This window comes from Priestia sp. JNUCC 25 (assembly GCF_053667915.1).
This window is the reverse complement of record NZ_CM132211.1, coordinates 2,688,303-2,706,375: the sequence shown is the minus strand read 5'-3', so window position 1 is coordinate 2,706,375 and position 18,073 is coordinate 2,688,303. Positions and strand designations below refer to the sequence as shown.

The following is an 18,073-nucleotide window of genomic DNA, read 5'->3' as shown; positions in this document are numbered from 1 at the left end:
GTACTTACCTCATAATGGGTAAGTGCTTTTTTACCTTTAATCAAACTGCCCGAGAACATTTTTAAGACTCGGCCAAACGATTTCAAAAGGAGCTGCTAATACATACTCTTTTCCATTTTCATCTTTAAAGTGCTGCACAAAACGGTATTTTCCTACCTTGTAATTAGGAGTTGCGATATCTTGTTTGAATGATTTCCCTGGCTTCAGCGTGACGGTTTTATCAGGAAACTCTAATCCGTTTAGCACAACTTTGTACCACTTGCCGTCTTTTAAGTGATCCGCCGTATTTTCGTAAGGAATTGTTAAGGTATGCGTCGAATTGTTTTGAATAACAAAAAAGCCAAACTGCGTTTTATCGTATTTTTTACTGACAGCAGATAGCGTAATGGTTCCTCCGTCCGTGTTGATGGAAGATGGGATGTCTTTTTCTTGTTTGGCTCCTAAATCCATTTTTTGACCGTTATAATCGATATAGCCAAAGATACAAAACAAGATAATAAAAATGCCTAGTATTAGTATAAGTGTTCGTACTATTTTCAAAAGCTTTGCACCACCTTTTTATCACTCTTCCATTATACGGAAATTCATCTATGAGAAGTAGTATGAATTTACCTTGTATCTATGATCTTTTTGAAAGGAAGGATGGAAATGAGACAAATTATAGCCATGGGCGGCGGAGGCTTTTCAATGGAGCCGGATAACTTGCTGCTGGATCAGTACATACTTTCACAAGCTCATACGAACGTACCAAAGATCTGCTTTATCCCTACAGCAAGCGGAGATGCGGATAATTATGTAGAAAGGTTTTATGAAGCGTTTGAGAAGTTAATATGCACACCGTCTCATTTATCGCTGTTTTCTCAAAACTTTATAGATTTAAAAGCATATGTACTGCAGCAAGATATTTTGTATGTAGGCGGCGGTAATACAAGGAATATGCTTCTTTTATGGAAAGAATGGGGATTGGATACGATTTTAAAAGCAGCTTATAAAAAAGGAATTATTTTAGCAGGAATAAGCGCAGGTTCACTTTGCTGGTTTGAAGAAGGTGTCACTGATTCAATGAACAACAACCTGTCTAAAATCGACTGTCTAGGGTTTTTAACCGGCAGCAACTGTCCTCACTATGACGGAGAAAGCAATCGAAGACCTTCGTATCATGAATTAATTGCAAGCGGGGAAATGAAAGAAGGCTATGCTGTAGATGATGGAGTCGCGCTGCATTTTAAAGATGAGAAGCTATCCGCATCAGTTAGCTCAAGACCAACAGCAAAAGCGTATGCTGTTAATCGAAAAGCAAGTAAAGTCATTGAGCATGAACTCCCGGTGACGTATTTAGGTGATGGCAAGCAATAAATGGCCGCTTCCCGTGTTTCTCTGTATAAAATGGAGCTTATTCGTACATACATAAGCAGAGACTCTATATAGGAGGTTACTTCAGTGAGTTATGAACGATACTGGGGAAACATACATGAACAAAGCGATAAGCTGCAGGAGTTATTATCGTCGTATTGGCATCAGTATTCAGATTTTGGAAACTGGCAGTTTTGGGTGGTGCTTGCTTCGCTCGTTCTTCCTCTTGTGTTGTTGTATTTTACCGTAGACCGGACGCGGATTTTTGAGGTGTTTTTCTTCGGTTACACAGTGCATATGCTTTGGGCATATATTGATATTGCACTTGGACGAAGCGGTTATTTGACGCATACATTTTTCTTAACGCCTCTGCTTCCGAACGCAACAAATATTACGGCTTCTATTTTGCCGGTAGGATTTCTGCTGCTTTATCAATATTGTACAAATCATCAAAAGAATTTTTATCTGTATACAATTCTTTTGAGCGCTGTTTTTTCGTTTGGACTGGCGCCTCTTGAACATCATTTTAAATTCATTGATTCAGGAAAAGGAATGAGTTTGTTTTATATTTTTCTTATTGATATAGGAATAACGCTAGTGGCGTACTGGGTTACAAGGCTGCTTGTAAAAGTAAAAGCTGCAGCCTATGATAAAGTGGAAAAAGAACGATGAAAAAATGTTTGAAGGTTTTCAGTTAGGGGTATACATATATTTAGAATAAATCGAGGTGAAAAAATTGTATTACTATCGCATTTCAGAAGGACAAGACGAAATGTACTCTGAGACAATTGTTGTCCATGAAGAACAGTTTGATCAAGGTACATTCGAAGAAATGGTAAAAGAAGCGATGGTCGATAAGCCCGGCAAAATCGACCAGGTGGACATTGTGAAATATTTAATTGGACATTATCATTTCCAAGTTGCATATATTGAAGCAGCCTTTCATAGCACGTATATAGAAGAACAATAATGTTATGTATTCGTTAAGAAACCCCGTTGCATTGGCAGCGGGGTTTTCTTGTCTTTACCAATATCGATAGTGATAGGGGTTTTGAGGGGAGTAATAAGGATTCTGAGGCGGAGGATACTTATAAGGAGGCGTCTCGTGGCTAGCGGAGCCTGCTTGTTTTTTCTGTTTGTAAGGCCCTTTTTCTACGCATTCGTCCGTTGGTCCAATCACGATAGTTTGATTCTTTAACGGAGCCAGCGTTTTCTTTAGCTGCTCCGGATCTAAGCAGTACGTATGAGCAAGTACTTCAATAGGCGTCTTATTTAAAATATCCGATCCAAAAATGTATTCCGGATACGGAGCGTCAAAAATGGCAAGTAAATGCGTATTGTCTTCAGACGCAATTTCCCAGTGCCACCAGCCTTGAGGGATGTTGGCTACTTGGCCTGGGGCAATTGGAATATTTGTGACTTCATTGTTAAACGGATTGATTAATGAAACGACGGCTGATCCTGAAATGCAGTAGACAAGCTCCGAGGCATTTTGATGATAGTGCGGTTCGACCACGCGGCTTTCGCTTAAGTAAATATCGAGCAATGATACGTTTCCTAATGTATTGAGCACATCCCGGCCTAATCGGTTAATGTAATTTTGATCATTTCGCGTATTAAGTCTGTTTTTATTTACATCAGAGAAGTATTGTACGTTCGGATTATTATAATCCATATAGGACGTTGACAAGGGTCTCCAGCTCCTATCCTTGAATTTTTTATGATGCTGTATCGTATGTGGAGAGTTTTATTTCGTGACAGAAGCCCAGGAAGATGTAGGCAACGGCCTCTTTTGGATAAGGTGTACAATCATTTGTCCGCTGGTTTTCATATACTGTGACAGGTTCTTTTTTCACAGAACCATGATCAATGTCAGACACATATGACGTATCATTTTAAGGAAAGTGAGTTGCAGAGCTGTTGCTTGATCAATATGAAAAAATAAATAGTACGTATGATAAGATAGATGAACTTCAGCTGCCATTTGATAAGCCTGTTTTAGTGGCGATCGAGTGGAACGGAGTGCTGTTTGAGTTTTTAGTCAGATTAAAAAAAGAGTCTTCGCATTTGCTTGTGTTTGGTTCAGGCGGAGGAGCAAGTCAGGAAATGCCGGCAGGACCTCCATATTTTCAGCGGCATTCGTGGATGAATGAATTTGAAGATTCGATTATTTATTACAACGACCCCACGCTTTATTTAGGAAAAGTGTCGCTTGCGTGGGGACAAGGGACAAGCGACCGTTTTTATTTAAAAGACATTGCGGTTTTAATTGAAAAATTCATGAAAAAAGTGCAGATGAATTCGTCTAACGTATTGTTTTACGGCTCTTCGGGCGGAGGATTTATGTCAATGTTTTTAGCGGGGTACGTAAAAGGAGCAAAAGCGCTTGTAAATAATCCGCAGACGTGCTTGACAAAGTGGCTGAAAACGCCGGTTCGACAAGTGTTTAATTTATCTTATCCCGACCTGACTGAAGAGGAAGTGATAGTCTCATACGGTGAGCGAATCAACGTAGTGAAGTTTTTCCGCCATATTAACTATGTGCCAAAGGTGTATTACTTGCAAAACGGAGCGTTCGAGTATGATATGAACAATCACTTGCTGCCGTTTTTAACGGATATGCAGGATATGCCTGACGACTGTGAAATAAATAATGTAAAAGTGGAGCTCTATTACAATCCAAAGCTGAAGCACGCGGCTGTTAGTAAGCAAGAAACGATTGATTATGTGAATATGGCAAAGAATATATAAGAAAAAAGGCAAGAGTTCAAGTGTAAAGGAACCTTTGCCTTTTTTATGTCGAATTTTCTAACTCAATAGATACAAGTAGGCAGTTATGTTGCTTTTTCTTTTGAATATGATAGTGAAGATGAGGTGTAAGGAGGGGAAGTATGGCCGATCAAGATGAGAGAAAAAGATACTTGATGGAAGTTCAGACCTGGCTTGAACAAGTGTGTGACCCTGTATTTGAAGAAGCCATTACAGAAGTAGATATAACGTCATATATCACGCGCACGCAAGAAGACGTTCTTGAATATTTAAGTGAAGAAGATGTTAACGAATATACGTTAGAAGAAATCAACAATGCGGTGCGGCATATTGATAAAGTTTTAAAAGAGCGACTTGGAGATGACGGCAGGGAGCGGGAATCTATAGCGCCGGGACGACACGAGCTGCCGCCGCTTAGCTATAGCTATTCAGCTCTTGAGCCGTATATTAACCGGGAAATTATGCGTCTTCATCACAGCAAGCATCACCAAAGCTATGTCGATGGATTAAATAAAGCAGAGCTCATGCTGCAGCAAGCCCGTAACACAAATAATTTTGACCTCATAAAACACTGGGAACGGGAAGCTGCTTTTCATGGATCTGGTCATTATCTGCATACAATCTTTTGGGAAATTATGAGTCCAGAAGGAGGAGGAAGACCGAGACGACAGCTGTTGCAGCAGCTTCAAAAAGACTTTGGCAGCTATGAGAAATTTATGATGCACTTTTCTCAAGCTGCTAAAAAAGTAGAAGGTGTGGGGTGGGCAATTTTAGTATGGTCCCCGCGTTCGCGCAAGCTCGAAGTTCTGCAAGCGGAGCGTCATCAGCTGCTTACGCAGTGGGACACCATTCCGCTGCTTGTATTAGACGTATGGGAACACGCTTATTATTTGCAGTACAAAAATGAACGTGATCCGTACGTTGACAACTGGTGGAAAATAATTTACTGGCCGAATGTAGAAAAAAGGTTTGAGGCAGCTAAAATGCTTCAGTGGCAGCCATATTGAAAATTAGTGTAACCATTATAATTTAAAGATAAAAGAAGCTGGGACCACAGTATTTTAATTGAAGTAAAATCCGAACGAGTTTGATTCTTGATTGAGAATCAAACTCGTTCGGATTTTTTCATTGTTATGACAATCATGTATGTAGTGGCTTTTAGCTGTTGATTGGAGGGCAAGACGAAGATTCCTGCGGGAATAGCGGAACAGATGAGACCCCGCAGGAGCGTAAGCGACGAGGAGGCTCATCGCCCGCCCGCGGAAAGCGAAGTCTTGCACGGAAATCAGCAGCGGTGTAAAAAGTGATTTATATTAGATCCTTTATTTCATTTTTTTATTTTTAAATAAACTGTGTTCTAAATAATCAATTTAAAATAAAGCATAAGCCTCTAGAACCAGTTGAATGTTACAAATGAAACAATTACGTATAAATGTGTGTAAAACCCCCGTTATATGCCTAAATATGTATGTTTTTAAAGTGTGAAGGTGATTATTTTACTAGTTTAAAAGGAAGAATCTTTATTTTTACTGTAACTAAACTATCAAACTATTGACATGTTACTGAAATATAACTGTAATATTCATGTGTTATTTTTTATGTATTGGTAGATAAAGGGGAAATCAATTACATGAAAAAGACAATGATTACGTTCAGTTTAGTTCTAATGTCACTGTTCGGAGTGGCAAGTGGTGCATCAGCTGCAACAAATACATATACAGTAAAAAGCGGAGATTCGCTATACAAAATTGCAAAGACATATAAAGTATCGGTTAGTCAGCTGAAACAGTGGAATAACTTAAAGTCAGACAGCATTCATCCAAAACAAGTATTAAAAGTATCTCAAGCAAAATCAAGCACGCCTGCTAAAGCAGCGCCTGCGAAGTCTTCAAACGTTGTGAAAGAATTTAAAGTAACAGCAACAGCGTACACAGCGAACTGCAAAGGCTGCAGCGGAAAAACAGCGATTGGAATTGACTTGAAAAAGAATCCAAATCAAAAAGTGATTTCTGTCGATCCAAAAGTGATTAAACTTGGTTCAAAAGTATACGTAGAAGGTTACGGCACGGCAATCGCAGCTGATACGGGCGGTGCGATTAAAGGAAATAAAATTGACGTTCTTCTTCCTTCTCAAAAAGAAGCGTTAAAATGGGGAAGAAAAACAGTAAAAGTTCAAATCTTAAAATAAGTATTTCTTAAGGAAATGAGAGCCTTCGTTGAAGGGCTCTCATTTTTTTCTTCATTAAAGGGCATGCTACTTTATATATACTGATGGAAAAGTTTTACGAAAATGATCATATTTGTTGACAAATATTTCGGAAACAGATATATTTATCCGGTATATAATTAAGTTCATTAAATATTCGTGACATAAATTAATAGAATGAACACATAAAATATATTCTTAACCTGTTTGTCATCTGAAGATTTACATACAGATAATTTTAAAGGGAAAGGTCTTGTTAAAATGAATACACAAACACAACAGTCCGATCAAGCCCGAACTCGGTCTATTTTTGGCGTAATGATAATGGGAGCGCTCGTCGCTTTTTTAAATCAAACGCTGATTAACATTGCGCTTCCGCAAATGATGGATCATTTCCATGTAACGGCGGCTACGGGCAACTGGTTAACAACCATCTTTATGTTAGTAAACGGAATTGTTATTCCAATTACAGCATTTTTAATGAATCGATTTACTACAAGGCAGCTGTATATTACAGCAATGGGTCTGTTTACAGTAGGAACACTGCTTTGCGGTATTGCACCGACATTTTCCGTTATTTTAGTGGGACGCGTCGTGCAAGCAGCAGGAGCAGGGATTTTATTTCCGTTAATTACCAACGTTATCTTTACATTATTCCCACCTGACCGACGCGGCTTTGCGATGGGAATTTTTGGTGTAGCGATGAACTTCGCACCGGCAGTAGGTCCGACGCTTTCTGGTTTAATAGTTGAGCACTACTCATGGCGCGTTTTATTCTTTATGATGTTTCCAATTGCACTTATTAACGTAATTGCGGCGATTATTTTAGTGAAAAATGTGACAGAAACAAGCCGACCTAAGCTAGACGTGCTTGGCGTTATTTTATCAACAATTGGATTTGGCGGCTTGCTGTATGCGTTCGCTACGGGCGGTACAAAGGGCTGGACCAGCACTGAAGTACTAGCCATGTTCATTGTAGGCGGTATTTCAATTCTGTTCTTTATTTTCCGTCAGTTAAAAATCGATGAGCCGCTTCTTGAATTCCGTATTTTCCGTTACCGTATGTTCACTTTAACAACAATCATTAACGTGATTGTGACAATGGCAATGTTTTCAGGTATGATTTTAATGCCGATTTATATGCAAAACGTACGTGGTTTTTCACCGTTTCTTTCAGGCTTGCTGTTACTGCCAGGGGGAATTGTAATGGGGATTATGTCTCCGATTACAGGACGGCTGTTTGATAAGTTCGGCGCAAGATGGCTTGCTGTTATTGGTTTAGCGATTACCGTTGTGACAACATATGAATTAACAAAACTTGAAACGACAACAACATTTATGTATGTAATGATTGTTTATACTGTTCGTATGTTTGGTATGTCGCTGCTCATGATGCCAATCTTTACAGCAGGGTTAAATGAACTTGCGCTTAGCTTAAATAAATACGGCACAGCGATGGTTAATACGCTTCGAATGGTTGCTGGAGCTGTAGGAATGGCGTTCTTTGTCTCCATTATGATGAATCAAGGTGAAAAACACGTGAAAAACATCGTGATGAATCAGCAAATTTTGCCGACAGATAAAGGCAGTATGGCTGAAGCCGTGAATCAAGGTACGGCAATGGGCATTAACGATGCGTTTATGATCGCAACGATTTTAAGTGTGATCGCGTTTGTTTTAGCCTTCTTTATTCGTAAAACATCACCAAAAGAAGATACTATTACAAATCGTGTAAAAAAAGCAAGCTAATAAAAAATCCGTGCCTTTTGGTACGGATTTTTTTATGAGTTAAACTTGTCTTTTTTATAGTCAATATAAAGGGATCCGTCTGACTGAACTTCAGCATAAAACACTTCATCAATTGATTTGACTCCAGCTTTTTCAATCTGCTTATGAAGCCAATTGTTATCTAAATGCAGGTCCTTTAACGCATCTTCATTCGCTTTTCCATCGTAAATAACGCCTATTGAAGTGGGAAATAAAAGCGTTTTTGACCACGAGTTCGGCTTTTTATCTTGTTTTTGCATAACGGAAAGGTTTCCGTTGATTTCTAATATGGCGTATTCTACATCTTTTATGGAAAATACGTTTTGCTGCCTCAGCATGCCTAAAAGAGATTCAATATCTAGCCGTACTTGTTTTAATGCCTTTTCCATCACTTTTCCTTGCTTAATCACAATTTTGGGTTCGCCGGTAATAAGATGCCGTGCTTTTTTCGATTTCATTCCAATATAGCCCATAGCGATCGTTAAAAATGTCCAACCTAGCAGTGAATAAACCCCTTTATCAATCTCTACTCGCTCATCAGTGGAGAGGGAAGAAGCGATATTACCAATCGTAATTGCCGTAATAAATGTAAATACATTTAACTGGCTGATTTCTGTTTTTCCCATGAGCCGCGTTAAAAGAAGCAGCACAAAAAATGAACAGGCGATTCGAAACGTCGATTCAGCATAGCCCATACATTTCACCCTTCCTTCATTTCATTGTTTTATGTTGTGAAAAAATAGAAATTTTATGCAGTTCAAAAGATAAATTCCATGCTTCTTTCCCACCCGCTTTTGCTTTTGCGCTACAATAAAGAAGCAGCGTGTTTGACTAGACAAAAGAAGGTGAAAAGATGAAACCATTTAAAGCTCCAGCATTATTAGACGTTATCAGCGAATTGTTCTCTGATGAAGCGTCGATTGCCGTTTCAGATCTAGAAACGTACGTGTATTACCGGGCAAGTAAACGAATTAATTTAAAAATTAGCCCTGGAGATCAAATTAAAAAAGGAACGATTACATATAAAGCATTAGAACGAAAGCAAAAAGTATCGGAATTTATTCACCGAGACGTGTTTGGCACGCCTTACTACGGCATGGCCGTACCTTTCTTAGATGAAGGAGAGGTTCAAGGGTGCGTGACGGCGATTTTTCCCGCGTTAACGAGCGGAAAGTCAGTTGTGACGTTAAAGGTGAACGAGGGATGGATACCGGTTCCTTTCTCAAAAATCATCTACGTAGAAGCGCGTGACCGAAAAACATATGTGTACGCACAGAAGTATACGGGTACGCATAAATACACGTTAAATGAATTTGATTATGTGCTTCCAAAAGAAGAGTTTGTGCGCTGTCATCGTTCCTTTATCGTCAATGTGACGCAAATTCAAGAAATTTATCCTGATACACATTCAACTTTTTTATTAGTGATGAGCAACGGAGAAAAAATTCCGGTCAGTCAGTCGTACGCCAGCTATTTTCGAAAGCTGCTTGGGTTTTAACCGTCATTTTGCTTAATTATCATCAAATATGCTGTTTTATCGCTATTTTTGTCCATTTCATTCCAAAAACTCTTGTGAACGCTCTTTTTACAGTAAAATGGTAAAAAAGAGCAAAAACAAGGAGTGAACAGAATGGAAAACGTTTGCAGTCGAATTAAGCATGAAGCACTAAAGAATCGCGTTGTCTCTGCTGAAGAAGCAGCGTCCTGGATTCAAGATGGAATGACTCTTGGTCTAAGCGGTTTTACACGCGCGGGGGATGTCAAAGCTGTACCGTTTGCACTAGCGAAACGAGCGGAAACAGAACCGATAAAAGTAAGCGTGTATACCGGTGCTTCACTTGGGTCAGATGTGGATAAGCTATTTGCAGAAAAAGGCATGTTAAACAAACGCCTTCCGTTTCAAGCGGACCCGACGATGCGTAAAAAAATTAATGAAGGTGAATTTCAGTTTATTGACCAACATTTATCGCATACTTCTGAATGGGTGCGTTCAGGCGTGTTAGATTCAATAGATTTCGCTATTTTGGAAGCGGTTTCTATCACGGATGACGGAATGATGATTCCAACAACGTCAATTGGCAATTCGATGGTATTTGCCGAGCATGCAAAATCTATTATTATTGAAATTAACACAGCGCAGCCAGAGCTGTTAGAAGGCATTCACGACCTGTATGACCCAGGCGTTCAAGGACAGCGAGATGCAATTCCTTTGAAAAAATCTGATGACCGGATTGGTTCGTTAGGCATACCAATTGATTTAGATAAAGTAAAGGGTATTGTATTTACAAATCAGCTAGATTCACCGTCTACGATTGTAGCACCTGACGAAGAAACGGTTGTGATGGCTCAAAATTTGATTTCATTTTTACGTGAAGAAATTAAAGAAGGGCGATTAACTGAATCGCTTGCTCCTTTACAATCTGGAATTGGATCTGTGGCAAATGCGGTTTTCCACGGTTTGTTAGATTCAGAGTTTCATGATTTAGAGGTGTATTCAGAAGTATTGCAGGACGCCGTGTTTGATTTATTTGACGCAGGAAAAGTTACGTTTGCCTCTTGCTGCTCAATTACGCTTTCAGCGGATAAAATGAAACAAGTTTTCTCTAATTTTGAAGCCTATCGAGATAAACTGATTCTTCGTCCGCAGGAAATTTCAAACCATCCCGAAGTCATTCGTCGCTTAGGACTGATTTCAATTAATACTGCGCTAGAACTAGACATTTACGGAAACGTTAATTCAACGCATGTGATGGGAACAAAAATGATGAACGGAATCGGAGGTTCAGGGGATTTTGCCCGAAATGCGCGCCTTGGTATTTTTGTAACAAAATCAATTGCTAAAAACGGCGATATTTCAAGTATAGTGCCATTTGTTTCGCACGTTGATCATACTGAACACGATGTGGATGTAATTGTAACAGAGCAAGGATACGCAGACTTGCGCGGACTCGCCCCAAGAGAACGTGCAAAGCGCATCATTGAAAATTGTGCCCATCCAATGTACCGCGACCAGCTTATGGCGTATTACGAAGAAGCGCTCACGCGAGGCGGACAAACACCGCACGTTCTTGAAAAAGCCTTTTCTTTTCATACGTCTTATCAAAAAAATGGAACGATGCGAAAAATTGTAGAGCAAACAAAGTAAAAGAATGCTTTGTCTCATGACGAGATAAAGCGTGTTTCTGCTGAGTCAGAAACTTGTGTTTGTTATCTCTTTGAATTACGATGAAAGGGAATACATAAAGAAAACGAGGTAACTTATATATGAAAGCATTAGTATTTGAAAGGTTTGGAGGACCTGACGTTCTTCACTATCAAGATATACCGAACCCCTCTATTGGTCCAACAGACGTACTAGTAAGAACAAAAGCAATTGGACTTAATTTTGCTGATGTGTACCGAAGAAAAGGAAACTACCACTTAACGGGTAAACCTCCGTATATTTTAGGATATGAAGGAGCAGGTGTGGTAGAAGAAGTAGGAGCAGAAGTAAGTCACGTTAACGTAGGAGACCGTATTGCTTTTGCTGACGTCCCTTTTGCAAATGCAGAGCTTGTTGCCGTGCCACAGGATAAAACCATTGCGGTACCCGATGATATTTCGTTTGATGCAGCTGCTTCTGTGCTTTTACAAGGGTTAACGGCGCACTATTTAACACAAGACAGCTACGGCATTCAGCCTGGCGATTATGTGCTTGTTCACGCAGCTGCTGGAGGCGTAGGTCAGCTTTTAGTTCAAATTGTCAAGCTATTAGGCGGACAAGTCATTGGCTTAACGTCATCTTCTGAAAAAGCAAAAGCAGCGGCTCAAGCAGGCGCTGACTATGTCTTTTTATACGAAGATAACTGGGTGGAACAAGTGAAAGATGTAACGAAGCGAGGCGCAGATGTTGCCTACGAATCTGTAGGAGTTACGCTAGAAAAAAGCTTTGAAGCCGTAAAAACAGGCGGGACCGTGGTATTTTACGGAATGGCAGGAGGCGATCCGGCCCCGGTCGACCCGCGTATGCTGATGGATACCTCTAAAACGCTTACAGGCGGAGACTTGTGGAACGTGCTTGTGTCATATGAAGAACGTAAAGTACGTTCACAGCAGCTGTTTGAGTGGATCAGTAAAGGTCAGCTTGTGCTAACCGATCCCGTGGTGTTTGATTTAAAAGACGGAGCAAAAGCACATGAGCTGCTTGAAAGCCGGAAAAGTACAGGGAAAATTTTGTTAAGACCGTAAAAGAAAAGCCCTTTAGTCAAGGGCTTTTTTCTGTTAGTAAAGGAGAAACTAAGGAACTGTCTAATATATATAGTAGATAAGTAGAGTGAAAGAGGTGAAGGTAGATGAAACATGCATTGATTACAGCGGGTCATAAAGGTATTGGCAAGAAGGTAACAGAACAGTTTTTAAAAAAGCAGTATTCCGTTACCGTCCATTTTCGAAGTGATAAAAATAAAGTGCGAGAACTGCAAGAAGAATGGCATCAATATAAAGACAACGTACAGTTTGTAGAAGGAGATATAACGAATAAAGCAGATATTGAACATGTCGTTGCGCAGGCTATGGAGCAATTTGGACGTATTGATGTTTTAATTAATAATGCAGGTCCGTATGTATTTGAAAGAAAAAAATTAATAGAGTACACAGACAGTGAATGGTATGAAATGCTGGAAGGGAATTTAAGCTCCGTTTTTCATTTTGTAAAAGCTGTTGTTCCAGTTATGAAAAAACAGCAGTTTGGAAGGGTTATTACATACGGTTTTCAAGATGTAGAGCATACCCCTGGATGGATGTACCGTGCGGCTTTTAGTGCCGCTAAGTCAGGGCTAGCTTCTCTGACCAAATCGCTTGCTCTAGAAGTAGCCGAATACGGGATTACGGCCAATATGGTCTGTCCCGGAGATATTGTGGGAGACATGAAAGAAAATGATATCATAACAGCAAGATTACTAGAAGACAAGGAAACGCCTGTCGGTCGATCAGGGACAGGAGAAGACATTGCGCGTATTATTGAGTTTCTTTGTGATGAAAACTCAGATATGATTACAGGCAGCATTATATCCGCTTCGGGTGGAGTAAACGTTTTTCATAAAAGTAAAAAAATAAGCCCCTGACGTTGATGCAGGGGCTTGTACGTTACAGCAGTGATTCTCCGCCATCAATAAACATTTCACTTCCGGTAATATGTTTGGACGCGTCAGAAGCTAAAAAGAAGATTAAATCTGCTACTTCTTCGGGCTTAGCCGAGCGTTTAGCAAGCGGCTGATTGCCATTTGGATATTCAATTGGAATCGCGACTTCTTTTAATTTGTCTTCTTGACGGAATGTATTGCTTTCAATATTTGTATCAACTGCTCCTGGACAAATGACGTTTACCCGTATTCCGTATGTAGAAAGTTCAAGAGCTGCCATTTTGCCGAAAGCCATTTGGCCAGCCTTTGAGGAACTGTATGCGCTCATGCCGATATTTGAAAATGTACGGTTGCCGTTAATCGAGCTAGTAATAATAATGCTTCCTCCCTGAGCTTTCAAATAAGGAATAGAATGCTTTACGGTTAAAAAAGTACTTGTTAAATTTGTATCAATTGTTTTTGTCCAATCTTCTGGTGATAGTTCTTCAATAGAAGAGAACGTACCGTTGATGCCTGCGTTAATAGAAACAATATGTAATTGACTCCATAAGCTGCTGATCGTTTCGATACTCTCTTTTATACTTTCAGAGTCAGATACGTCTGTTTTAATGGCTATACACTCTCCGCCGCTCGACATGATGGTCTCTTTTACTTCTTGTAATTTTTCTTCCTCTAAATCTAAAAGAGCAACGCGCGCTCCTTGTTCAGCTAATGTAATGGCTGAAGCACGTCCAATTCCAGACGCCGCTCCCGTCACAAGCGCAACTTTCCCAGTTAATGCAATCATTTGTAACCCCTCCATATAAAAATGTTGTTTCCTTTCTTTAGCCTATACGAAGGAAATAAAAACCTCTTTTAAAATATTTGTGTTTAAATTTGCTGAAAGATGCCAAAAGGAAAAGAGAAAACAGCGGCGAATTATTAATATGACGCCAGAACATGGAAAAGCTAATGTCAAATGACCCTACTTGAGTAGCTAAAGATATACCCTGTCTTTTCAGAAGAATGTTTATATAAAATTTTACATCAGAGGGACTTGCAAATCGTTCCTTGAAAGCTTACACTAGTAAAGCACAGAAAAAGGACGGTGTTTTATGAAGAAGAAAAATAATGTGATTCCATTCCCGCAAAGAAGGGAAGCGGCTGCTTATGTTCCCGCTTCTATTAGCTTAGATAAGGATATTGTGGAATTTTTAGAAATTATGAATTTTGAAGATCGCAATGATTTTTTAAACGAAATGATTGATTCATTTTTTAAATATGTAAAAGGTGAAGAAGACGAAGTAAGATAAAAGGTAACGTAAAGACATCCAAAGAGATGTTTTTTATTTTGTGACCAATTGCTTAAAAGGCATGCTTAAGCCTCGTATAGTTATTTATGGTATAGTATACATTAGATACTATCTAGCAGGTGCAAATGCGAGGAGTGATAAGATGAGTGGATTTAAAAAAGACATTCGTGCCGGATCTGAAGAAACACACTCACTAGAACAATTAAAGCATGAAATGGAGCAAAGCCTGTGGAATTTAAGAAAAGATTTGCGAAATGAAAATCGCTCGGAAACGGAAATGGCAATGATTAAAATTTCGCTGCTGTCACTATTTGAGGAACAGGCAAATAAATTGAGTGAAACTGAGCATTCTGACTACCTTGCCGATTACCACAAAAGAGTCGAGCAGTTATTCGACAGGTATAGCTATAAATAAGACAAGCATCCTTGCGGGGATGCTTGTTTTTATTTGAGCAAAATTCGCTTGTATTCATTGCGCTTCAGAGGTTTGGATACATACCCGTCGGCTTCTAGCTGATAAATAATGGTGGCAGCTGCATACACGCTAAAGGCATGATCAAGACCAAAGTAGTCTTGCAACGCGGCGACGCTCACTTCCTCTTGAAAGATTTTACTGCGATTCGATAAGACAATAGGGTAGACGTTTTTAACGATTTGCTTTGAAATTTCGAGTGTTAACATATTAAATCCCTCCCGTTTGAGTGTACATAACTAAACGTATTCAGCACGGTGTACATTCATGAAAAAGGGAGCGATTACATTTTTAAAAGATAAAGAAAAGAGGAGTAAATGCCCATAAAATCAAATGTTTTATCTCTTTGTGGGGCATGTTTGAAAAACGCAGTATTTTTAGTGTATGACAAACATTTTCAAAAGTTCTATGGAATTATTAGGAGCAATTTAACTAAATCCACATATCTTAAAGTATAGCAAATGGAGGTGAAACACATGGGATACTACGGAGGTTACGGATACGGTTGTGGTTATGGCGGCGGTGGCTGCGGCGGCGGTTTCGCTTTAATCATTGTACTTTTCATCTTATTAATCATCATCGGCGCTTCTTGCTTCGGCGGCGGCTGGTGCTAATTATTAAAAAATGATGACGACGCAACATCCACACTTTATTTCTTCAACTATTTCTTCCACAAAAGGTCTCTTCGGGATGAAGAGACTTTTTTAGTTTATTATTTATAATAACGTGTACAAACTACACGTTAAAAAGGTTTTATGCATGGTTCTACATAAAAAAAAGACTCTGATTTCAGAGTCTTTTTCTACTTATGCTTTTTGAACGTTAGCAGCTTGAGGTCCGCGTTGACCTTCTTCAACGTCGAATGTTACAGCTTGACCTTCGTCTAAAGATTTGAATCCTTCGCTTTGGATTGCTGAGAAATGTACGAATACATCGTCGCCGTTTTCGCGCTCGATAAATCCGAAACCTTTTTCTGCGTTAAACCATTTTACTGTACCTTTTTCCATGAATGTTGCCTCCTCGTGTGCTATGCACACATTGTATTACTATCCTTGCTCATGATCAAAATCTTTAAGACGAAAGTATTCACCTATCGATTGTTGCCGAACAAAAATAATTCTTCTTATAGAATAGCAAAAGTTAATGATAATTGCAAGGAATGAAGAAAATTTAACGAAAACGGTCATTCATTTAATGAAAGAAAACGAAAATTATACGAGTGAAAATAAGTAAGAAAGAGCGTATCAGGTCACACTATCTCTATATTTAAGAAGAAAGGGGTCAGTCATATGTTTAAACAAAAAGCAGGGGAAAAACTGATTGAACTGTTAATTGAATGGGGCGTTGACCATATTTACGGCATGCCAGGAGACTCCATTAATTCAATTATTGAACCGCTTCGCAAAGCCCAGGACAAAATTAAATTTATTCAAGTGAGGCATGAAGAAGCGGGAGCTCTCGCAGCGGCTGCATATGCAAAGCTAACGGGTAAAATCGGTGTATGCACGGCTATTGCCGGACCGGGAGCGATTCATTTACTGAATGGTTTGTATGATGCAAAGTTAGACAAAGCTCCCGTTTTAGCACTTACGGGGCAAGTGGAGTCTGATCTTATCGGAAGCGATGCGTTTCAAGAAATTAATTTAGAGCGAATGTTCGATGACGTGGCTGTATATAACCAGCGAATCATGTCCGCTGAACAGCTTCCCACTGTTGTCAATCAAGCGATTCGAACAGCTTATGCTAAAAAAGGTGTGTCTGTGTTAACCATTCCCGATGATATCCCTCGTTTTGAAATCGGATCAGAAGCACGAGAAACATCAAGCATAATCGTTAAACAAGACGTCTTTCCTCACAGAGAAGACCTTGAAAAGGCAAAAGATTTGATTGGTAAAGCAGAAAGTCCGGTTATTTTAGCCGGTCGAGGCACACATGAAATGAGAGAAGAACTGCTTGCGTTTGCAGAGAAAATCGCAGCACCTATTGTTCTTACGCTTCCTGGAAAAGGCGCAATACCGGATGAACATCCGTATTGTCTTGGAGGACTTGGATTAATCGGGACAAAGCCAGCGTATGAAGCGATGCAAGAAGCGGATACGCTCATCATGATTGGAACGTCCTATCCGTTTACAGGCTTTTTGCCAGACCATGCGAAAACGATTCATATTGATATTGATCCTGCACAAATTGGCAAAAGATATCCTGTAGATGCAGGGCTTGCCGGAGAAGCAAAAACAACAATTCAGTGGTTCTTAGAAAACGTTGGCCGCTCAGAGCATCGCCAGTTTTTAGAGCAAAGTCAAGAACGTATGAAAAAGTGGTGGAGTCAGCTTGATACCCAAGAGGCAAAAGAAAGTCTACCTATCAAGCCTCAGCGAGTAATTCGAGCGCTTCAGCACGTAGCGGCTGATAACGCGGTCTTGTCCGTAGATGTAGGAAACGTCACAGTATGGATGGCGCGTCATTTTCGTATGACAAATCAGCAGTTTGTGATTTCAAGCTGGCTAGCGACTCTCGGATGCGGGCTGCCGGGCGCACTTGCTGGAAAAATTGCTTATCCGGATAAGCAGGTGTTTGCGGTCTGTGGAGACGGCGGCTTTGCGATGACCATGGCAGATTTTATTACAGCTGTTAAATACAATCTTCCGCTAGTTGTGGTGCTATTTAATAACCATAAAATCGGTATGATTAAATTTGAACAAGAAGTAATGGGAAATGCTGAATTCGGCACAGACTTAACAAATCCGAACTTTGCCAGGTATGCAGATATTTGCGGAGGTGTTGGCTACCGAGTAGAAAAAGAAGAAGAGTTGCTGCCAGCTTTTGAAAGTGCTGTTAGACAAAACAAGCCGTGTATTATCGATGTAATCGTTGATGCAAACGAAGCCCCTATGCCAGCTAAGATTACGCTAGGGCAAGCAACGGGTTATGCCAAGCATATGGTGAAAGAATTGTTTCAAGAAGGCAAGCTAGATTTACCTCCTCTATAAAAAAGAGGCCGTGACGAAAGTAGTTTAGTTGAAGAAAGATCCGAACGATGAATCGAGATTCTTGATGGAGAATCAACTTCGTTTGGGTTTTTTTTATTGGCATG

22 protein-coding genes are annotated in these 18,073 nt (G+C 39.8%); 16 read left to right on the top strand and 6 right to left on the bottom strand.

Annotation, left to right across the window (positions count from 1 at the left end):
* Window positions 1–36: 36 nt before the first annotated feature.
* The gene (locus JNUCC25_RS13810) at window positions 37–540 is read right to left on the bottom strand and encodes an immunoglobulin-like domain-containing protein (RefSeq protein WP_064471771.1); all 504 of its coding nucleotides are present in this window, start codon (window positions 538–540) and stop codon (window positions 37–39) included.
* Between the two features lie 108 nt (window positions 541–648).
* On the opposite strand from JNUCC25_RS13810, the gene JNUCC25_RS13805 reads away from it, so the two are divergent.
* The 3 genes from JNUCC25_RS13805 to JNUCC25_RS13795 all read left to right on the top strand — a co-directional run bounded on the left by JNUCC25_RS13805 (window position 649) and on the right by JNUCC25_RS13795 (window position 2,323).
* Window positions 649–1,356 carry a Type 1 glutamine amidotransferase-like domain-containing protein gene (locus JNUCC25_RS13805; protein ID WP_078081905.1) on the top strand — a complete coding sequence of 236 codons (708 nt, stop codon included), beginning with the start codon at window positions 649–651 and terminating at the stop codon, window positions 1,354–1,356.
* 84 nt (window positions 1,357–1,440) lie between these two features.
* Complete coding sequence (locus tag JNUCC25_RS13800; RefSeq protein ID WP_098277974.1) at window positions 1,441–2,025, top strand: hypothetical protein; 585 nt, start codon at window positions 1,441–1,443, stop codon at window positions 2,023–2,025.
* A gap of 64 nt (window positions 2,026–2,089) precedes the next feature.
* A complete protein-coding gene (locus tag JNUCC25_RS13795; RefSeq protein ID WP_013057425.1) occupies window positions 2,090–2,323 on the top strand; it encodes a hypothetical protein in 234 nt (77 codons plus the stop codon).
* Between the two features lie 54 nt (window positions 2,324–2,377).
* Here JNUCC25_RS13795 and JNUCC25_RS13790 read toward each other — a convergent pair whose 3' ends face one another.
* Window positions 2,378–3,043 carry a cupin domain-containing protein gene (locus JNUCC25_RS13790; protein ID WP_013057424.1) on the bottom strand — a complete coding sequence of 222 codons (666 nt, stop codon included), beginning with the start codon at window positions 3,041–3,043 and terminating at the stop codon, window positions 2,378–2,380.
* A gap of 230 nt (window positions 3,044–3,273) precedes the next feature.
* Here JNUCC25_RS13790 and JNUCC25_RS13785 point away from each other — a divergent pair, with 230 nt between their 5' ends.
* The 5 genes from JNUCC25_RS13785 (at window position 3,274) to JNUCC25_RS13765 (ending at window position 8,077) form a co-directional block, all read left to right on the top strand.
* On the top strand, window positions 3,274–4,104 hold the full coding sequence (locus JNUCC25_RS13785) for a glycosyl transferase family 2 (protein WP_098277973.1): 831 nt from the start codon (window positions 3,274–3,276) through the stop codon (window positions 4,102–4,104).
* A gap of 140 nt (window positions 4,105–4,244) precedes the next feature.
* Complete coding sequence (locus JNUCC25_RS13780) at window positions 4,245–5,129, top strand: superoxide dismutase (protein ID WP_078081902.1); 885 nt, start codon at window positions 4,245–4,247, stop codon at window positions 5,127–5,129.
* 158 nt (window positions 5,130–5,287) lie between these two features.
* On the top strand, window positions 5,288–5,422 hold the full coding sequence (locus tag JNUCC25_RS13775) for a hypothetical protein (protein ID WP_255256021.1): 135 nt from the start codon (window positions 5,288–5,290) through the stop codon (window positions 5,420–5,422).
* 330 nt (window positions 5,423–5,752) lie between these two features.
* On the top strand, window positions 5,753–6,310 hold the full coding sequence (locus JNUCC25_RS13770; RefSeq protein WP_013057420.1) for a 3D domain-containing protein: 558 nt from the start codon (window positions 5,753–5,755) through the stop codon (window positions 6,308–6,310).
* A gap of 279 nt (window positions 6,311–6,589) precedes the next feature.
* Entirely contained in the window at window positions 6,590–8,077 is a 1,488-nt protein-coding gene (locus JNUCC25_RS13765) for a DHA2 family efflux MFS transporter permease subunit (protein WP_029322259.1), read from the top strand.
* A 32-nt stretch (window positions 8,078–8,109) separates the two neighbouring features.
* Here JNUCC25_RS13765 and JNUCC25_RS13760 read toward each other — a convergent pair whose 3' ends face one another.
* Window positions 8,110–8,790 (bottom strand): YetF domain-containing protein, encoded by a 681-nt coding sequence (locus JNUCC25_RS13760; protein ID WP_013057418.1) that lies wholly within the window; start codon window positions 8,788–8,790, stop codon window positions 8,110–8,112.
* Window positions 8,791–8,948: 158 nt separating this feature from the next.
* Here JNUCC25_RS13760 and JNUCC25_RS13755 point away from each other — a divergent pair, with 158 nt between their 5' ends.
* The 4 genes from JNUCC25_RS13755 to JNUCC25_RS13740 all read left to right on the top strand — a co-directional run bounded on the left by JNUCC25_RS13755 (window position 8,949) and on the right by JNUCC25_RS13740 (window position 13,197).
* On the top strand, window positions 8,949–9,593 hold the full coding sequence (locus tag JNUCC25_RS13755) for a LytTR family DNA-binding domain-containing protein (RefSeq protein ID WP_013057417.1): 645 nt from the start codon (window positions 8,949–8,951) through the stop codon (window positions 9,591–9,593).
* Window positions 9,594–9,725: 132 nt separating this feature from the next.
* Window positions 9,726–11,240: an acetyl-CoA hydrolase/transferase family protein gene (locus tag JNUCC25_RS13750; RefSeq protein ID WP_078081900.1), complete on the top strand. Its 1,515-nt coding sequence runs from the start codon at window positions 9,726–9,728 to the stop codon at window positions 11,238–11,240.
* Window positions 11,241–11,359: 119 nt separating this feature from the next.
* Window positions 11,360–12,322: a quinone oxidoreductase family protein gene (locus JNUCC25_RS13745; protein WP_078081899.1), complete on the top strand. Its 963-nt coding sequence runs from the start codon at window positions 11,360–11,362 to the stop codon at window positions 12,320–12,322.
* A 104-nt stretch (window positions 12,323–12,426) separates the two neighbouring features.
* Complete coding sequence (locus JNUCC25_RS13740) at window positions 12,427–13,197, top strand: SDR family oxidoreductase (protein ID WP_035439008.1); 771 nt, start codon at window positions 12,427–12,429, stop codon at window positions 13,195–13,197.
* A 22-nt stretch (window positions 13,198–13,219) separates the two neighbouring features.
* On the opposite strand, the gene JNUCC25_RS13735 is transcribed toward JNUCC25_RS13740, so the two are convergent.
* Window positions 13,220–14,002, bottom strand: coding sequence for an SDR family oxidoreductase (locus JNUCC25_RS13735; protein ID WP_013057413.1), 783 nt, complete (start codon window positions 14,000–14,002; stop codon window positions 13,220–13,222).
* A 307-nt stretch (window positions 14,003–14,309) separates the two neighbouring features.
* Here JNUCC25_RS13735 and JNUCC25_RS13730 point away from each other — a divergent pair, with 307 nt between their 5' ends.
* Window positions 14,310–14,507: a hypothetical protein gene (locus tag JNUCC25_RS13730; RefSeq protein ID WP_013057412.1), complete on the top strand. Its 198-nt coding sequence runs from the start codon at window positions 14,310–14,312 to the stop codon at window positions 14,505–14,507.
* A gap of 142 nt (window positions 14,508–14,649) precedes the next feature.
* Window positions 14,650–14,922: a hypothetical protein gene (locus JNUCC25_RS13725; protein ID WP_029322248.1), complete on the top strand. Its 273-nt coding sequence runs from the start codon at window positions 14,650–14,652 to the stop codon at window positions 14,920–14,922.
* Between the two features lie 29 nt (window positions 14,923–14,951).
* Here the strand turns inward: JNUCC25_RS13725 and JNUCC25_RS13720 are convergent, their stop codons facing one another.
* The gene (locus tag JNUCC25_RS13720) at window positions 14,952–15,188 is read right to left on the bottom strand and encodes a hypothetical protein (protein ID WP_013057410.1); all 237 of its coding nucleotides are present in this window, start codon (window positions 15,186–15,188) and stop codon (window positions 14,952–14,954) included.
* A 267-nt stretch (window positions 15,189–15,455) separates the two neighbouring features.
* Between JNUCC25_RS13720 and yjcZ the strand changes: the two genes are divergently transcribed.
* Window positions 15,456–15,593, top strand: coding sequence for a sporulation protein YjcZ (gene yjcZ / locus JNUCC25_RS13715; protein WP_013057409.1), 138 nt, complete (start codon window positions 15,456–15,458; stop codon window positions 15,591–15,593).
* A 192-nt stretch (window positions 15,594–15,785) separates the two neighbouring features.
* Here the strand turns inward: yjcZ and JNUCC25_RS13710 are convergent, their stop codons facing one another.
* Complete coding sequence (locus tag JNUCC25_RS13710; protein WP_013057408.1) at window positions 15,786–15,986, bottom strand: cold-shock protein; 201 nt, start codon at window positions 15,984–15,986, stop codon at window positions 15,786–15,788.
* Between the two features lie 282 nt (window positions 15,987–16,268).
* On the opposite strand from JNUCC25_RS13710, the gene JNUCC25_RS13705 reads away from it, so the two are divergent.
* The gene (locus JNUCC25_RS13705) at window positions 16,269–17,969 is read left to right on the top strand and encodes a pyruvate oxidase (RefSeq protein WP_029322246.1); all 1,701 of its coding nucleotides are present in this window, start codon (window positions 16,269–16,271) and stop codon (window positions 17,967–17,969) included.
* The last annotated feature ends 104 nt before the right edge of the window (window positions 17,970–18,073 follow it).